Source organism: Actinomycetospora sp. TBRC 11914, assembly GCF_012933465.1.
Taxonomy (GTDB): domain Bacteria; phylum Actinomycetota; class Actinomycetes; order Mycobacteriales; family Pseudonocardiaceae; genus Actinomycetospora.
This window is the reverse complement of the sequence record NZ_JABBND010000015.1, coordinates 125,547-142,323: the sequence shown is the minus strand read 5'-3', so window position 1 is coordinate 142,323 and position 16,777 is coordinate 125,547. Positions and strand designations below refer to the sequence as shown.

The following is a 16,777-nucleotide window of genomic DNA, read 5'->3' as shown; positions in this document are numbered from 1 at the left end:
CATGCAGTTCGGGGTCTTCACGGTCGGGGACGTGACGCCGGACCCGACGACGGGGCGCACGCCGAGCGAGGCCGAGCGCATCCAGGCGATGGTCACCATCGCGAAGAAGGCAGAGGAGGTCGGGCTCGACGTGTTCGCCACCGGCGAGCACCACAACCCGCCGTTCGTGCCCTCGTCGCCGACCACGCTGCTCGGCTACATCGCCGCGCAGACCTCGACGCTGCAGCTCTCGACGTCCACGACGCTGATCACGACCAACGACCCGGTCAAGATCGCCGAGGACTACGCGATGCTGCAGCACCTCGCGGGCGGGCGCGTCGACCTCATGATGGGCCGCGGCAACACCGGGCCGGTCTACCCGTGGTTCGGGCAGGACATCCGCAACGGCATCGGTCTGGCGATCGAGAACTACGCGCTGCTGCGGCGGCTGTGGGACGAGGACGTGGTCGACTGGGAGGGGAAGTTCCGCACGCCCCTGCACGGGTTCACGTCGACGCCGCGTCCGCTCGACGGGGTCGCGCCGTTCGTCTGGCACGGCTCGATCCGCTCGCCCGAGATCGCCGAGCAGGCCGCGTACTACGGCGACGGGTTCTTCCACAACCACATCTTCTGGCCGGCGTCGCACACGAAGCAGATGGTCGAGTTCTACCGGCGGCGCTTCGAGCACTACGGGCACGGGTCGGCGGACCAGGCGATCGTGGGGCTCGGCGGCCAGGTGTTCATGCGGAAGAACTCGCAGGACGCGGTGGACGAGTTCCGGCCGTACTTCGACCACGCCCCGGTGTACGGCGGCGGGCCGTCGCTGGAGGACTTCACGACGCAGACGCCGCTGACGGTGGGCTCGCCGCAGCAGGTGATCGAGCGGACGCTGGGCTTCCGCGAGTACGTGGGTGACTACCAGCGCCAGCTGTTCCTGATGGACCACGCCGGGCTGCCGCTGAAGACGGTGCTCGAGCAGCTCGACCTGCTCGGCGAGGAGGTCGTCCCGGTGCTGCGGCGGGAGTTCGCGGCGCTGAAGCCCGCGCACGTCCCGGACGCACCGACCCACGAGTCGCTGGTCGCGGCCCGGGCCGAGGCCGCGGGTGGGGTGCAGCTCGCCTCGGCGTAGGTGGCCTGCGGCCTCGTGAGCACAAACTGTCGCTATGACGACAGTTTGTGCTCACAGGCGCGGAGCGCACCTGGCGCTCGGAGGGGCATCCCCGCCACAGTGGACCCATGGCCGACGTGACCGGGACCACGACCGACACCGGTACCCGGTACGACTTCGGGGGCGACGAGTTCGTCTACGTCGAGATCTCGCCCGAGATGAGCCTCCCCGCCCACTTCGCCTCCCTGGCCATCACCCGGCGGCTGCGCGAGGAGGCGCTCCCGGGTGTCGAGGAGATCTGCCCGTCGAACGCCTCGTACATGGTGCGGGTCGACCCCGACCGCATCGACCCCCGCGACCTGGTCCGTGAGCTGCAGCGGATCGAGGCCGAGGTGGGGTCGGCGGCCTCGGAGGACCCGGACTTCGTCGTCGACACCCGCATCGTCGACGTCCCCATCATGTTCGCCGACCCGTGGACCCACGAGGTCCTCATGCGGTTCCGCGACCGGCACCAGGACCCGTCCGGGACCGACCTCGACTACGGCGCCCGCATCAACGGCTACGACTCCGCGGAGTCGTTCATCGCCGCGCTCGCCGGCGCGCCCTACCTGGTGACGATGATGGGGTTCGTCCCCGGCCTGCCGTGGTGCTTCCAGCTCGTGCCGCGGGAGCGCCAGGTCGAGGTACCGAAGTACGTGCGGCCGCGGACCGAGACCCCGGAGCGGGCGTTCGGGTTCGGCGGCGCCTTCGCGGTGATCTACCCGGTCAAGGGGGCCGGCGGCTACCAGCTCTTCGGGTCCGCCCCGGCCCCGATCTTCGACGGCGCCCAGGAGCAGCCCGACTTCGCCGACGAGGACTCCGTGGTGTTCTTCCGCCACGGCGACCTCATCCGCTTCCGCCGCATCGACCAGGCCGAGTACGACGACGTCCGGGGCCAGGTCGAGGCCCGTCGCTGGCGGTACCGCACCCGCCCGGTGCGGTTCTCGCCGTCGCGCTGGCTCGCCGATCCCGACGGCACGAACGCCGCGCTGGTGGGGGAGCTGGACCGATGAGCGTCCTCGTCCGCGATCCCGGGCTCGAGACCACGGTGCAGGACACCGGTCGGCTCGGCCACTACGCGATCGGCTTCCCGCCCTCCGGCGCGCTGGACTCCTACGCCTACCACGTCGGCAACGCGCTCGTCGGGAACGCACCCGGCGCCGCCGCCCTCGAGGCGGTCTACCTCGGCCCGACCCTCGAGTTCACGACCGACACGGTCGTCGCGGTCACCGGCGCCGAGATCCCGGTGACGCTGGACGGCGAGCCCGTCCCGACGTGGGAGTCGGTCGCGGTCCGGGCCGGGCAGACGCTCGCCTTCGGGCAGCTGGCGGGAGGCGCGCGGCCCTACGTCGCCGTGGCCGGCGGCATCGACGTGCCGCCCTACTACGGCAGCCGGTCCACCTACACGTTGGTCGGGATCGGCGGCTTCGGCGGCCGGGCGCTGGCCGAGGGCGACGAGCTCCCACTGGGCGATGCCGCCGTCGACCCGCGCGCCGGGCGCCGTGTCGACGAGGCCGACATCCCCGAGCACCCGACGACGGCCGAGCTGCGCCTGCTCGTCGGCCTCCACAGCTACCGGCTCACCCCGGACTCCCTCGAGCGGTTCACCTCGACGCCCTGGAAGGTCACGCCGGACGCGAACCGGGTCGGCTACCGCTACCGCGGCGCCGAGCTGGAGTTCGTGCCCCGCGAGCAGCCGTTCGGGGCGGGGAGCGACCCGGCCAACGTCACCGACTGCGGCTACCCGGTCGGCTCGGTGCAGGTGCCCGGCGGCGTCGAGCCGATCGTGCTGCTGCAGGACGCGGTGACCGGTGGTGGCTACGCGACGCTCGGCACCGTCGTCAGCGTCGACCGTGACCGGCTCGCCCAGACCAAGACCGGCGACCACACCCGGTTCGTCCCCGTCGACCTCGACGAGGCGCTCACCATCCGCCGCGACCGGGCCGGCCGGCTCGACCGCGTCCGTCGTTCCCTCGCCTGAGGGAAGACTCCCGAGGAGGACCGCGTGGCCAGTCACACGATCACCGCCCGTACCCCGGGGGTCTTCTACCGCCGGCCGACCCCGGACGCCGAGCCCTACGTCGCGGACGGCGCGACGGTGGCCGAGGGCGACACGCTCGGTCTCATCGAGGTCATGAAGACCTACCGGGAGGTGAAGGCCGACGCCGGCGGCACCGTCTCGCGGTGGCTGGTCGAGAACGAGGACGAGGTCACCATCGGCCAGGACCTGGTGGAACTGGACACGTGACGATCTCCTCGGTGCTCGTCGCCAACCGCGGCGAGATCGCGCTGCGGGTGATCCGGGCGTGCCGGGAGCTCGGGCTGCGCTCGGTGGCCGTGTACTCGGACGCCGACGCGGGCGCGGCCCACGTCCGGCACGCCGACGACGCGGTGCACGTCGGGAAGTCGTCGGCGGCGAAGAGCTATCTGGACCCCGACGCGCTCCTCGCCGCGGCCCGGAGCGCCGGCGTCGACGCGGTGCACCCGGGCTACGGCTTCCTCTCCGAGCGGGCGTCGTTCGCGCGGGCGGTCGTCGACGCGGGACTGGTGTGGGTCGGCCCGCCCGCCGAGGTCATCGAGCGGATGGGCGACAAGGCCGCCGCCCGGGCCGTGGCGGCGCGGGCCGGGGTGCCCGTGGTGCCGGGCAGCGACGAGCTCGCCGACGACGAGGCCGCCGTGGCCGCCGCCGACGGGATCGGCTACCCCGTGCTGGTCAAGGCGGCCGCGGGCGGTGGCGGGCGCGGCATCCGGCCGGCGGGCTCCGACGAGGAGCTGCGGCGGGTCGTCGCGGAGGCCCGGCGGGAGGCGGCGTCGGCGTTCGGGTCGGACGTGGTCTACCTGGAGCGGGCGCTGGCCCACCCGAAGCACGTCGAGGTGCAGGTCCTCGCCGACGCCCACGGCGGCGTCGTCCACTGCTTCGAGCGGGACTGCTCCCTGCAGCGTCGTCGCCAGAAGGTGCTCGAGGAGGCGCCCGCGCCCCGCCTCGACCCGGCCGTGCGGCGCGCAATGTGCGAGGCGGCGGTCGCGCTGGCCCGCGAGGTCGGCTACGTCGGGGCGGGGACGGTCGAGTTCCTGCTCGACGGCACCGAGTTCTTCTTCATCGAGATGAACACCCGCATCCAGGTCGAGCACCCGGTCACCGAGCTCGTGACCGGCCTGGACCTCGTCGCGCTGCAGCTGCGGGTGGCCGCCGGCGAGCCGCTGCCGGTCACCCAGGACGACGTCACGTGCCGGGGCGCGGCGCTGGAGTTCCGCGTCAACGCCGAGGACCCCGACGACGACTTCCTCCCGACGCCAGGCGAGGTCACCGCACTCGACCTGCCGGGCGGCCCCGGGGTCCGGGTCGACACCGCGATCGCCGCCGGCGACGTGATCCCGCCGTTCTACGACTCGCTGATCGGGAAGCTGTGCGTCTGGGCGCCCGACCGGGACGCGGCGCTGGCCCGCGGTCGCCGAGCGCTCGCCGAGTACCGGGTCGAGGGGATACCGACGACGATCCCGCTGCACCGGCGCCTGCTCGAGGACCCCGCGGTGGTCGCCGGGACCTACGACATCACCTTCCTCGAGGGCTTCGCCTGACCGGCCCTCAGGGGTGCGGAGCGCGGCGCTCCACCCCGAGCGCGTCGAACCGGCGCACGATGGCCTCGCACACCTCGACGGCGTTGGGGCGGTCGCCGTGCAGGCAGATCGTGTCGACCTCGACCTCCAGGCGCCGTCCCGACGTCGAGGTCACGTGCCCCTCCAGCAGGTCGACGGCCTGCTGCGCGACGGCGTCCGGGTCCTTCGCCTGCGGGTCGGGCTCGACGATGATGTGCCCGGCGTCGTCGTACTCGAGGTCGGCGAAGCCCTCGCGCACCACGCGGGCCCCGAGCGAGCGGGCGAGCTCGGCCGTCGGCCCCGCCAGCCAGAAGATCATGAGGTCGGGGTCGAGCCGGACCACCGCCTCGGTGATCGCCGTGGTGATGTCGTCGTCGGTCAGGGCCATCCCGTACAGCGCGCCGTGCGGCTTCACGTGCACCACCTCGACGCCCTCCGCCCGCGCCGTCGCCTGGAGCGCGCCGACCTGGTAGAGCACGATCTGCGCCGCCTCGTCCGGGCGCAGCGCCATCCGCCGGCGCCCGAACCCGACGAGGTCGGGGAGGCCGGGGTGCGCGCCGATCGCCGTGCCGGTCCGGGCCGCCGTCTGCACCGACCCCCGCATCGTCACCGGGTCGCTGGCGTGGAACCCGCACGCGACGTTGACCGAGGTCACGTGCTCCATGAGCGCCGCGTCGTGGCCGAGCTTCCACCGGCCGAGGCTCTCGCCCGCGTCCGCGTTGAGGTCCACGAGGGTCTGCACGGGTCCTCCCGGGGTCGGGTGTCGTCGCCGCCCATGGTGGCCTGCGGCCTCGTGCGCAGAAAGTGCCGCTATAGCGACACTTTCTGCTCACGAGCGCGGAGCGCACCTAGTAGCGGCGCGGGGTGAAGACCTGGCGCCCGGTCCAGCGCGTCTGGGAGGACCCGACGATGAGCAGGGTGCGCATGTCCACCGTCTCCGGGTCGAGGTCGCCCAGCTCGACGACGGTGACCGACTCCTCCGGGCCGTCGACGTCGCGCCCGACGATCACCGGCGTGGCGGGTTCCCGGTGCTTGAGCAGGATCCGCTGGGCCGCCTCGACCTGCCAGGTCCGCGAGCGGCTCGCCGGGTTGTAGAGCGCGACGACCATGTCCGCCTCGGCCACCGCGGCGAGCCGGCGCTCGACGACGTCCCAGGACTTGAGGCGGTCGGAGAGGCTGATCGTCGCGAAGTCGTGGCCGAGCGGGGCGCCGATCCGGGCGGCGACGGCGTGCGCCGCGGTGACGCCGGGGATCACGCGCACCGGGACGTCGGGGTAGTCCTCCGCGGCGACCTCGACGACCGCCGAGGCCATGGCGAACACCCCGGGGTCGCCCGAGGAGACGACGGCGACCCGCCGCCCGGCGCGCGCGAGGTCCAGGGCGAACGCGGCGCGCTCGGACTCGACCTTGTTGTCCGACCCGTGCACCCGCTGTCGGGGGTTCGGGGGGACCCGGGCGACGTAGGTGGTGTAGCCGACGACGTCGTCGGCCTCGGCGAGCGCGGTGGCCGCCTCGGGGGTGAGGCGGTCCCGGGCGCCGGGGCCGAGGCCGACCACGGTGACGCCGCCCGACGAGCTGGTCGACGACGGGGCTTTCCTGCCACTGGATGCAAGCAACGACGCTTCGCTGGCGTCCCGACGAGCCGTTTCCCCGTCCGCCCGCGCCGCCTCCGTCGTCGCCACGTGCACCCGTGACGGCACGATCCCGACCGAGAAGTACGGCACCGACGCCGGGTCGACGTCCTCGAGCGGGGCGCGACGCTCGTCGGACCGGCTCGCCCGCTCGACGTAGTGCGCCTCGTCGGCCCGGCCCGCGCGCCGCAGCGCGGTCCGCACCGTCGTGAACGTCCGGCCGAGCTTCATCACGGCGGCCGCGTCGGTGTCGGCGAGCCGGCGGGAGAGTTCGTCCTCGGCCAGCGTCCCCGGCAGCACCGTCAGGACCTCGTCGCGCTCCACCAGCGGCGTCCCGAGCGCGGCGGTCGCGGCGGACACGCTGGTCACCCCGGGCACGACCTCCGCGGTGTAGCGGTGCGCCAGCCGCTTGTGCAGGTGCATGTAGGAGCCGTAGAAGAACGGGTCGCCCTCGGCGAGCACCACCACGTCGCGGCCGGCGTCGAGGTGCGCGGCCAGCCGGGCGGCGGCGTCGGTGTAGAAGGCGTCGATGCGGCCCTGGTAGTCGTCGGTGTCCTCGGTGGTCACCGGGTAGGTCAGCGGCTCCTCGACCTGCGACCCGAGGTGGTCCGCCACGATCGCCCGCGCGTTCGACCGGCCGTGGCGCGCGCAGTGGTAGGCCACCACGTCCGCGCCGCGGATGAGCTCGACGGCCCGCAGGGTCACCAGGCCGGGGTCGCCGGGCCCGACGCCGACCCCGTAGAGGCGCCCGGTCCGGCCGTCCTCCCGAGCGCTCATGCGCCCGCGCCCAGCGCGAGGGCGTTCACGGCGCCGACGGTCATCGCCGAGCCGCCGCGACGGCCGTGCACCACCACGTGCTCCAGCGCGGCCGGGTGCGCCGCCAGCGCCGCCTTCGACTCCATCGCGCCGACGAACCCGACCGGCAGACCGAGCACCACCGCGGGCCGCGGCGCGCCGGCCTCGATCATCTCGAGCAGGCGGAAGAGGGCGGTCGGGGCGTTGCCGATCGCGACCACGGCGCCCTCGAGCAGGGGCAGCCACAGGTCGAGCGCGGCCGCGGAGCGGGTCGTGCCCAGGGCGGCGGCCTTGGCGGGGACGTCGGGGTCGCCCAGCGTGCAGACGACGTCGTTGCCCGCGGGCAGGAACCGTCGGGTGATCCCCGAGGCCACCATCATCGCGTCGCACAGCACCGGCGCGCCCGCCCGCAGCGCCTCGTGGGCCGCGGCGACGGCGCCGGGGGAGACCTCGGTGTCGTCGGCGAGGTCGGTCATCCCGCAGGAGTGGATCATGCGGACGACGAGGTCGTGGGCGTCGGCGGGCAGGCGGCCCAGGTCGGCCTCGGCGCGGATGATCGCGAAGGACCGCCGGTAGATCTCGGCGCCGTCGGCGACGTAGGCCGGGATCGCCGCCGAGGCCGGCTCGTGGATCCCCTCCTGCTCGGCGACGCTGCCGATGCTGCCCGAGGTCATCCGGTCACCCTTCCCGAGCGGACCACCGTGCGGTAGTGCCCGCGCTGCTGACGCCCCCCTGTGGCATGCACGTTGTATCCCAGAGGTGTGCCGGAATCCAGGGCCTCGACCACCGCCACCCGACCGCCGGGGGTCCCGCACGCCCGGGCGCACCCGACCCAGTGCTGGCGCACGAGGCCGCCCGCGTGCCCGGAGGCGACGGCGTCGGCGAGGTCGCCCCGGACGTCGGCGAGCGACTTCGCGCAGCGGGGCGCCCCGACGCAGGCCGAGAGCCCGCGCCAGCGGGAGGCCGGGTCGGTCTCGACGTGCGCCGCGAGGCGGCGGAGCGCGTCCGCGGGGTCGGTGAGGTCCCGCAGGACGAGCGTCCGCCAGGGCGTGGCGCGCAGGGCGGCCCCCTGCTGCTCGAGGACGTCGAGGAGGGCCGCGGCCGCCGGCACGTCGAGCTCGCCGAGGCGGGGGAGGACCTCGAGGCTGCCGTCGGCGTGCGGGCCCAGGGCGGTGGGGTCGGCCGGGCCGGGCGTCAGGTGCGGGGTCCCGACGACGGCGGTGGAGCGGGCCACCACGTCGTCGACGACGGCGGCCCGGGTGGCGTCGTCGAGCTCCCGGACCCGCCAGGCGGCGTCGCGGCGCGCGGCGAAGGCGTCGACCGCGGCGAGGGCGAGCCCGGCCGCGTCGGGGTGGCGCAGCCCGGTGTCGACGACGCCGTGCGGACCGTCGAGCAGCAGCGCCGCGGTCGCCCCGTCGTCCACGACCACCGTGACGTCCGCGCCCTGGCCGCTCACGTCGCCCGGCGTGGGTGTGGCTTTCCTGACCCTATCGGCGTGCTGAACTGGATTCTGCGTCTGCGATGCGACACCGCTGACGTCCCCGCCCGACCGGTCCTCCAGCGCCACGAGCAGCCGTCCGGGCACGTCGACCCGCCCGCGAAGCGCCGCCGCGACCTGCCCGGCCACGGCGTCGAGCCGGGTCGAGCGCGGCGAGGCGAGCAGGCCGCAGGGGACGTCGCGGCCGCGGGCGTCGAGGAGCGCGTCGGGGCGGTCGGCGCGCAGGGCGTCGGCGAGGTCGTCGGCCGTGGTGGCCGCGAGGCCGCGCACCTGCCACGATCCCCGGGAGGTCAGCTCCAGGGGTGATCCGCCGAGCGCCGCGGCGCCGGCCAGCACCCGGAGCTCGGCCGCACTCGTCGCTCCACCCACGGGGCGGAACCGGGCCAGCGCGCCGTCGGCCGCGTCGTGCCGCCGCCAGGCACCCGGGCACGCGTCGGTGCGCGTGCGTCGGGAGCGGGGCATGGTCACACAGTACGGGCCATGGCCCAGCATCTAGACAGATGGTGAGATGTCCTGCGTGCTGCTCCTCCTCTCGACGTCCGACACCGACCTGCGCTCGGCCCGGGCGGCCGGGGAGACGGGATCGGTGCCCTGGCGGTGGGCCAACCCCGCCCGCGTCGACCCGGCGGAGGACCTGCCGGCCCTGCTCGAGGGCGTGGACCTCGTCGTCGTGCGGCTGCTCGGCGGCCGACAGGCGTGGGAGGCGGGGCTCGACGCGCTGCTCGCCGGGCCGGTCCCGGTGGTGGTCCTCGGCGGGGAGCAGGCACCGGACGCGCAGCTGATGGAGTCGTCGACGGTGCCGGTCGGGGTCGCGACGCAGGCGCACCTCTACCTGGCCCAGGGCGGGCCGGACAACCTGCGCGAGCTCGCGGCGTTCCTGTCCGACACCGTGCTGCTGACCGGGCACGGGTTCGCGCCGCCGGAGGAGATGCCGGGCTGGGGCTGGCTGCCGGCCTGGGGCGTCGACGATGTGGCGGAACTGTCACTGGATGCAAGCGACGACGCTTCGCTGGCATCTCGGGCCAGGCCCCGGGTCGCCGTCGTCTACTACCGCGCCCACCACATGGCCGGGAACACCGCCTTCGTCGACGCGCTGTGCCGGGCGGTCGTCGACGCGGGCGGCGTCCCCGAGCCGCTGTTCTGCGCCAGCCTGCGCAGCCCCGACGACGGGCTCCTCGCGCGGCTCCGCGCGGCCGACGTCCTGGTCACGACGGTGCTCGCCGCGGGCGGCTCGAAGCCCGCGACGGCCTCCGCGGGCGAGGACGACGAGTCCTGGGACACCGGCGCGCTGGCCGGCCTCGACGTCCCGATCCTGCAGGCGCTCTGCCTCACCCGGTCCCGCGAGGAGTGGCTGGCCGACGACGACGGCGTGAGCCCCCTCGACGCCGCCAACCAGGTCGCCGTCCCCGAGTTCGACGGCCGCGTCATCACCGTGCCCTTCAGCTTCAAGGAGATCGACGACGACGGCCTGCCGGTCTACGTCGCCGACCCCGAGCGGGCAGCCCGGGTGGCCGGGCTCGCGGTCGCCCACGGCCGGCTGCGCCACGTGCCCAACGCCGAGAAGCGCGTCGCGCTCGTGCTCAGCGCCTACCCGACGAAGCACGCCCGGATCGGGAACGCGGTCGGGCTGGACACCCCGGCCTCCGTCGTCACCCTGCTCGGGGCGATGCGCGACGCCGGCTACCGGGTCGGCGACGTGCCCGGTCTCGACGAGGGCGACGGTGACCTGCTCATCCGCGCCCTCATCGACGCCGGCGGCCACGACCAGGACTGGCTCACCGAGGAGCAGCTGGCCGCCAACCCGGTCCGGATCGACGCCGCCGAGTACGCCGCGTGGTTCGCCACCCTGCCGGCCGACTTCCGCGAGGGCGTCGAGGAGCACTGGGGGCCGGCGCCGGGGTCGATGTTCCTCGACGACTCCACCGGCGCCCCGGCGATCGTGCTCGCCGCGCTGGTCCGCGACCACGTCGTCGTGATGATGCAGCCGCCGCGCGGGTTCGGGGAGAACCCGATCGCGATCTACCACGACCCCGACCTGCCGCCGAGCCACCACTACCTGGCGGCCTACCGCTGGGTGCAGGCCCGAGAAGATCAGCACGGTTTCGGCGCCCACGCGGTGATCCACGTCGGCAAGCACGGCAACCTCGAGTGGCTCCCCGGCAAGACGGCGGCCCTGTCCGCGTCCTGCGCCCCCGACCCGATCCTCGGCGACCTCCCGCTGGTCTACCCCTTCCTGGTCAACGATCCCGGCGAGGGCACCCAGGCCAAGCGCCGCGCCCACGCCACCCTCGTCGACCACCTGGTGCCGCCGATGGCGCGCGCCGAGTCCTACGGCGACCTCGCGCGGCTCGAGCAGCTGCTCGACGAGTACGCGTCGATCCAGGCCATGGACCCCGGCAAGATCGAGGCGATCCGCGGCCAGATCTGGCAGCTCATCCAGGCCGCCAAGCTCGACCACGACCTGGGCGTCACCGGCCAGCCCGACGACGAGCGCTTCGACGAGTTCGTCATGCACCTCGACGGCTGGCTCTGCGAGATCAAGGACGCCCAGATCCGCGACGGCCTGCACGTCCTCGGGCGCGCCCCGGCCGGGCAGGAGCGGGTCGACATGGTGCTCGCGATCCTGCGGGCGCGGCAGATGTGGTCGGGCACCCAGGCGCTGCCCGGGCTGCGGGAGGCGTTGGGTCTCGACGAGTCCGCCGGGTCCGCGAGCCGGATCGACGTCGACCGGGCCGAGGAACTGGCGAGCAGCCTCGTCGTCGGGATGGAGAAGCGGGACTGGGTCGCGGAGGAGGCGGCCGACGTCGCGACCGAGGTGCTCGGCGCCGACCACGACAAGACGATCGCCGACATCCTGCGGTTCGCCGCCACCGAGGTGGTGCCCCGTCTCGACGCCACGACCGCCGAGATCGACGGGGTGCTGCACGCCCTGTCCGGCGGGCACGTGGCGGCCGGGCCGTCGGGCTCGCCGCTGCGCGGGCTGGTCAACGTCCTGCCGACCGGCCGGAACTTCTACTCGATCGACCCGCGCGCGGTGCCGTCGCGGCTGGCCTGGGAGACCGGCCAGATGCTCGCGGACTCGCTGCTCGAGCGGTACCGCGCCGACCACGACGGCGAGTGGCCCACCAGCGTGGGCCTCTCGCTGTGGGGGACCGCGGCGATGCGGACGAGCGGCGACGACGTCGCGGAGGCGCTGGCGCTGCTGGGCGTCCGGCCGGTGTGGGACGAGGCCTCCCGGCGGGTGACGGGGCTCGAGGTCGTGCCCGCCGACGAGCTCGGCCGGCCCCGCGTCGACGTCGTGCTGCGCATCTCGGGGTTCTTCCGCGACGCGTTCCCGCACGTGGTGGCGACGATGGACGACGCGGTGCAGCTGGTCGCCGGGCTGGAGGAGCCCGACGAGGACAACTTCGTCGCCGCGCACGCCCGGTCCGACGCCGCGTCGGGCAGCGACTGGCGCGACGCCACCACGCGGATCTTCGGCTCGCCCCCCGGGGCGTACGGCGCCGGCCTGCTGCAGGCGATGGACTCCCGCGACTGGCGCGGCGACGCCGACCTCGCGGAGATCTACACGACCTGGGGCGGGCACGCCTACGGGCGCGACCGCCACGGCGAGTCGGCCACCGACCAGATGCGGGCGGCGTACCGGCGGATCGCGGTCGCGGCGAAGAACATCGACACCCGCGAGCACGACATCGCCGACTCCGACGACTACTACCAGTACCACGGCGGCATGATCGCGACGGTGCGCGCGCTGACCGGGGCCGCGCCCGCGGCCTACGTCGGCGACTCCACGCGCCCCGAGTCGGTGCGCACCCGCTCGCTGGTGGAGGAGACCGCGCGGGTGTTCCGCAGCCGCGTCGTGAACCCCCGCTGGATGGCCGCGATGCGCCGCCACGGCTACAAGGGCGCCTTCGAGATGGCCGCGACCGTCGACTACCTCTTCGGCTGGGACGCGACCGCCGGCACCGTCAGCGACTGGATGTACGGCTCGCTCACCGAGAACTACGTCCTCGACGAGCAGAACCGGCAGTTCCTGCGCGAGGCCAACCCGTGGGCGCTGCACGGGATGGCGGAGCGGCTGCTCGAGGCGGTCGACCGCGGGCTGTGGGAGCAGCCGGACCCGGCGATGGTCGAGGCGCTGCGGGAGGCGTTCCTGGAGGCGGAGGGCGAGGCCGAAGGATAGGTGGCCTGCGGCCTCGTGAGCACTAACTGTCGGTATACCGACACTTAGTGCTCACGAGCGCGCAGCGCACCTATTGGCGTTCCGGCACCCGCGCCAACGCCCCCGCCAGCTCCGCGGCGTCCGCGTGGCGGGCGTCCGGCTCGGGGTCGAGCAGGCGGGCGAGCACGTCGCGGAGCTCCCGCGAGCACGGCAGCACGCCGACGTCGACGCGGAACGTCGCCGCCTGCGCGATGATCGTCGCCGCCGACCCGCGCCGGGCGGGCGCGGCGGTGAGCATCTCGACGAGGACCAGCCCGAGCGAGTACAGGTCCGAGCGCGCGTCGACCGGCCGGCCCCGCAGCTGCTCGGGCGACAGGTACAGCGGGGTCCCGACGACGAGGCCGGGTGCGGTCAGGCGGTCGTCGGTCGCGTCGGCGCGGCGCGCGAGGCCCAGCTCGACGACGACGGGCCGGCCGTCCGGCGTCACCACGATGTGCGACGGGGTCAGGTCGAGCCGCACGACCCCGGCGCCGGCCAGGTGGTGGAGCAGGTCGAGCAGCCCGAGGGTGAGGTCGACGGCCACCGGCGGCGCGAGCGGGCCGCGCGCCAGCAGCTCGTCGAGCGGCAGCCCGGGCACGAACTCGCAGACCAGCCCGGGGCGGCCGTGGTCGTCGAGCGACCCCAGCGTCGTCGCGACCAGCGGGTGCTCGAGCCGGCGCGCCAGCTCGATCTCGCGCCGGAACCGGGCGCGGGCCACGTCGTCGTGCTGCTGCTCGCGGACGTCGAGGAGCTTGATCGCGACGTCGCGGTTGGCGAACGTGTCGTGCGCCCGGTAGGTCCGCCCGAGGGCGGACCTCCCGAGCTCGGAGAGGAGCACGTAGCGCCCGTCGCCGACCCGGCCCAGCTCCAGCGGCGGCGCGGTGCGCGCCGCCGCCTCGGACACCGAGCGGGCGAGCCGGTACACGGTCTCGGCCGGCCCGGGAGCACCGATGAACGTGGCGGCGGGGGAGTCGGGCTCGCGGGCCTCGAGGAGCCCGATCGTCACGAGCTCGCGCAGCAGCTCGAGGCACTCGTCGTCGCCTGCGACGTCCCACCCGGCGCGGTCGGCGACGAAGTCCGACGCGGTGAACGTCGTCCCGCGCCGGTCGAGGACCCAGTCGACGACGAGGTGGGCGGCGTGGCGGCGACGGTCGACGTCGACGGCGTGCGTCAGCGGTCCCCGCGGTCGCGCCTGTGCCCAGAGCGGGCCGAGCCGGCGTTGGAGCGCGGCGTCGAGGGCGACGGTGAGCCCGGTCGCGTGGTCGATCACCACGTGCGGGCCGTCCGGGTGCCACTCGACGAGCTCGTCGAGCTCGTGGAGCAGCCGGCGGGGCAGCCCCCGGGCGCGGTACTCGAGGTGGTCGGCGAGCTCGGCGGCGCCGTGCTCGGCGCCCCCGGAGAGCAGGACGCCCCGCAGCAGCTCGGCCGCGGCGCCGGGGCCGAGCCCGTGCAGGTAGAGCGGCCGGCCGAAGATCGCCGACCAGGTGCTGCTCCCGCGGGTGTTCGGGCGCCGGGCGAGCTCGAGGACGTCGACGCCCGCGACCCAGACGAAGTGCACCCCGGTGCCGGTGAGGAGGTCCTGCACCGCGCGCAGCAGCGGCTCGAGCGTGGCCAGCCCGGCCGGGTCGGCGGTGAGCTCGTCGACGTCGTCGACGACCACGACGATCCGGCCCGTCCACGGGTCGCCGGCCGCGCGCCGGAACCACCGCCGGGACGTCCCCGTGCCGGAGGCGGCCTCCTCGGCCAGCGCGGACACGAGGCGCACGAAGTCCTGCTCGGCCTCGGCGAGCCCGAGCGGGTAGTGGGCACGCTGGTTGGTGACGTCGAGCAGCTCCGCGACCTCGGACGACAGGCGCGGCACGACGCCGGCCCGCTCCAGCGCCTCGGCCAGCCCCCGCGTCCAGCGCAGCACCAGTTCCTCGGGCGTCCCGGGGCGCCCGAGGGCCTGCCACACGACGACGACGGGGACCGGCTCGGCCGCGGTGGACACCAGCTCGGTGTGCAGCTCGTCCAGCGCCCGGGCGACCACGGTGGTCCGCCCGGACCCGCTCGCCCCGGTGAGCAGCAGCGAGCCGCCGGGGGAGTACTGCAGGCGCTGCCGGATCGCGTCGACGAAGGGCTGGTGGCCGAGGAACGGCATCACGGACGGGTAGCGCAGCGGGCCCGGGGAGGCCCGGTAGTCCGGCCGCAGCGCCATCCGCCCCATCGGCGGGGGCGGCAGCTCGAAGGGCACCGCCGGGGAGCGGGTGATCGCGGTGTGCCCCGCGTCGCCGGTGAGGGGCGGCGGGACGGACGGCGCCGGCGGGACGGAGGGCGCGGGGCCCGCCGCGGTGGGGACGGCCGCCGTCGGGACCGCCTGGGTGGCCTCGGCGGCGGGCGTCGTCGGCGACGCCGCCGACCGCGGGGACGACGCGGTCACGGCGGCCGTGACGGCCGCCCCGAGCTCGGCGGCGGTCTGGTAGCGCCGCGCCGGGTCCTTGGCCATGGCGCGCGCCACGACCTCGTCGAGCGCGGCCGGCACCCCGGGCACCTGCTCGGAGGGGCGCGGCGGCGGTTCGTCGAAGTGGGCGCGCATCGCGTCCAGGGGCGTCGAGGTGCGGAACGGCGGCCGGCCGATCAGCGCCTCGGCGAGCACGCAGCCCAGCGCGTAGATGTCCGACGCCGGCCCCGGGGGCGTGCCCTCGAAGGTCTCCGGCGCGAGATAGGCGAGCGTGCCGATGATGGTGCCGGCGCTGGTGAGGTTGTCCGACCGGTCCTGCTCGGCGGCCACGCCGAAGTCGGTGAGGTAGGCGAACACCGGGTCGCGCGCGGCCAGGAGCACGTTGGCGGGCTTGACGTCGCGGTGGACCAGGCCACCGGCGTGGGCCGCGTCGAGGGCGCTGGCGATCTGCGCGACGACGTTCGCGGTGCGCTCGGGCGGGACGGGCCCGCGGGAGACCACCCGCGCGAGGTCGGGCCCGTCGACCAGCCGCATGTCGATGAACAGCCGGCCCTCGAGCTCGCCGAAGTCGTGGATCGGGAGGATGTGGGGATCGGAGAGCCGCGCGGCGAGCCGGGCCTCGCGCCGGAACCGGGCGACGAACTCCTCGTCCCGCGCGAGCGGCTGGAGCAGCAGCTTGAGGGCGACGGCGCGCTCGCGGCCGGTGTCGAAGGCGCGCCACACCTCGCCCATGCCGCCGCGGCCGAGGAGCTGCTCGAGGCGGTAGCGGCCGACCGTGGCGCCGGTCCCCACCTCCGTCACCGACACACCGTCCCCCAGCCACGTCCTGCCTGCTCTGCCCGTCGGGGGAGGTTACTCGCTGCGACCGTCGCGCGGCGATGACGTCCGTGCGGGTGAGTCACGGGCCACGCCCGTCGGGCGGGGACGCGTCAGGCGCCGCAGGTCCCGCCGTAGGTCGTGATCTTGTAGTCGACGACGGCGAGCGCGCCCTGCAGGTCCCGCAGCTGCGCGACGATGGCCGCGCGCTGCTCGAGCAGGAGCGCGAGCCGCTCGTCCTGGGTGTCCGGGCCCGCCTTGACGAGCTCGAGGTAGCGGCTGACGCCGGCGATCGGCATCCCCGAGAGCCGCAGCCAGGTGACGAAGGCGATCCGGCCGAGCGCGTCGCGGTCGTAGACGCGGCGGCCGGCGGCGTCGCGGTCGGTCTCCACGAGCCCGATGCGCTCGTAGTAGCGCAGCGTGTGGGCCGTGATCCCGGTGATCTCGGCGACCTCGGAGATCCCCAGGGTCTCGGGCAGGTCGTCGGGCAGCCGCATGGCGCGGACCAGTTCGTCGTTCAGCGGCGGCAGCGAACCGTCCTCCGCCGCCACCGAGTCGAGGATGGAGCGCAGCCGGCTCGCCGGGTGGACGTGCGGTTCCGCCGAGGAGATCCCGGCCGACGGGATCCCCACGGTCTCCGGGAGGGTGCTCACTGCCGTCATGGCACCGACGC

12 protein-coding genes are annotated in these 16,777 nt (G+C 74.9%); 6 read left to right on the top strand and 6 right to left on the bottom strand.

Features of this window, described 5'->3' with window-relative positions; translation table 11 throughout:
* Position 1: 1 nt before the first annotated feature.
* The 5 genes from HH311_RS21785 (at position 2) to HH311_RS21765 (ending at position 4,705) form a co-directional block, all read left to right on the top strand.
* Entirely contained in the window at positions 2-1,108 is a 1,107-nt protein-coding gene (locus HH311_RS21785; protein ID WP_169185791.1) for an LLM class flavin-dependent oxidoreductase, read from the top strand.
* A gap of 107 nt (positions 1,109-1,215) precedes the next feature.
* The gene (locus tag HH311_RS21780) at positions 1,216-2,139 is read left to right on the top strand and encodes an allophanate hydrolase subunit 1 (RefSeq protein ID WP_169185790.1); all 924 of its coding nucleotides are present in this window, start codon (positions 1,216-1,218) and stop codon (positions 2,137-2,139) included.
* Positions 2,136-3,107 (top strand): biotin-dependent carboxyltransferase family protein, encoded by a 972-nt coding sequence (locus HH311_RS21775; RefSeq protein ID WP_169185789.1) that lies wholly within the window; start codon positions 2,136-2,138, stop codon positions 3,105-3,107. The genes HH311_RS21780 and HH311_RS21775 overlap by 4 nt, the downstream gene beginning before the upstream one ends.
* A 24-nt stretch (positions 3,108-3,131) precedes the next feature.
* Positions 3,132-3,374: an acetyl-CoA carboxylase gene (locus HH311_RS21770; protein WP_169185788.1), complete on the top strand. Its 243-nt coding sequence runs from the start codon at positions 3,132-3,134 to the stop codon at positions 3,372-3,374.
* Positions 3,371-4,705, top strand: a complete 1,335-nt coding sequence (locus HH311_RS21765; protein WP_312030309.1) for an acetyl-CoA carboxylase biotin carboxylase subunit — start codon at positions 3,371-3,373, stop codon at positions 4,703-4,705. Before HH311_RS21770 ends, HH311_RS21765 begins: the two co-directional genes overlap by 4 nt.
* A gap of 7 nt (positions 4,706-4,712) precedes the next feature.
* Here HH311_RS21765 and HH311_RS21760 read toward each other — a convergent pair whose 3' ends face one another.
* From HH311_RS21760 to HH311_RS21745, 4 genes are all read right to left on the bottom strand, one after another.
* Positions 4,713-5,465 carry a LamB/YcsF family protein gene (locus HH311_RS21760; protein WP_169185787.1) on the bottom strand — a complete coding sequence of 251 codons (753 nt, stop codon included), beginning with the start codon at positions 5,463-5,465 and terminating at the stop codon, positions 4,713-4,715.
* A 106-nt stretch (positions 5,466-5,571) separates the two neighbouring features.
* Positions 5,572-7,131: a precorrin-2 C(20)-methyltransferase gene (locus tag HH311_RS21755; protein WP_169185786.1), complete on the bottom strand. Its 1,560-nt coding sequence runs from the start codon at positions 7,129-7,131 to the stop codon at positions 5,572-5,574.
* Complete coding sequence (locus HH311_RS21750) at positions 7,128-7,823, bottom strand: precorrin-8X methylmutase (protein WP_169185785.1); 696 nt, start codon at positions 7,821-7,823, stop codon at positions 7,128-7,130. Before HH311_RS21750 ends, HH311_RS21755 begins: the two co-directional genes overlap by 4 nt.
* Positions 7,820-9,109 (bottom strand): precorrin-3B synthase, encoded by a 1,290-nt coding sequence (locus tag HH311_RS21745; RefSeq protein ID WP_169185784.1) that lies wholly within the window; start codon positions 9,107-9,109, stop codon positions 7,820-7,822. The genes HH311_RS21750 and HH311_RS21745 overlap by 4 nt, the downstream gene beginning before the upstream one ends.
* Positions 9,110-9,155: 46 nt before the next feature.
* On the opposite strand from HH311_RS21745, the gene cobN reads away from it, so the two are divergent.
* On the top strand, positions 9,156-12,830 hold the full coding sequence (gene cobN / locus HH311_RS21740; RefSeq protein WP_169185783.1) for a cobaltochelatase subunit CobN: 3,675 nt from the start codon (positions 9,156-9,158) through the stop codon (positions 12,828-12,830).
* Between the two features lie 70 nt (positions 12,831-12,900).
* Here the strand turns inward: cobN and HH311_RS21735 are convergent, their stop codons facing one another.
* The gene (locus HH311_RS21735) at positions 12,901-16,089 is read right to left on the bottom strand and encodes a serine/threonine-protein kinase (RefSeq protein ID WP_169185782.1); all 3,189 of its coding nucleotides are present in this window, start codon (positions 16,087-16,089) and stop codon (positions 12,901-12,903) included.
* 128 nt (positions 16,090-16,217) lie between these two features.
* Positions 16,218-16,766 (bottom strand): MerR family transcriptional regulator, encoded by a 549-nt coding sequence (locus tag HH311_RS21730; RefSeq protein ID WP_211190604.1) that lies wholly within the window; start codon positions 16,764-16,766, stop codon positions 16,218-16,220.
* Between the last annotated feature and the right edge of the window lie 11 nt (positions 16,767-16,777).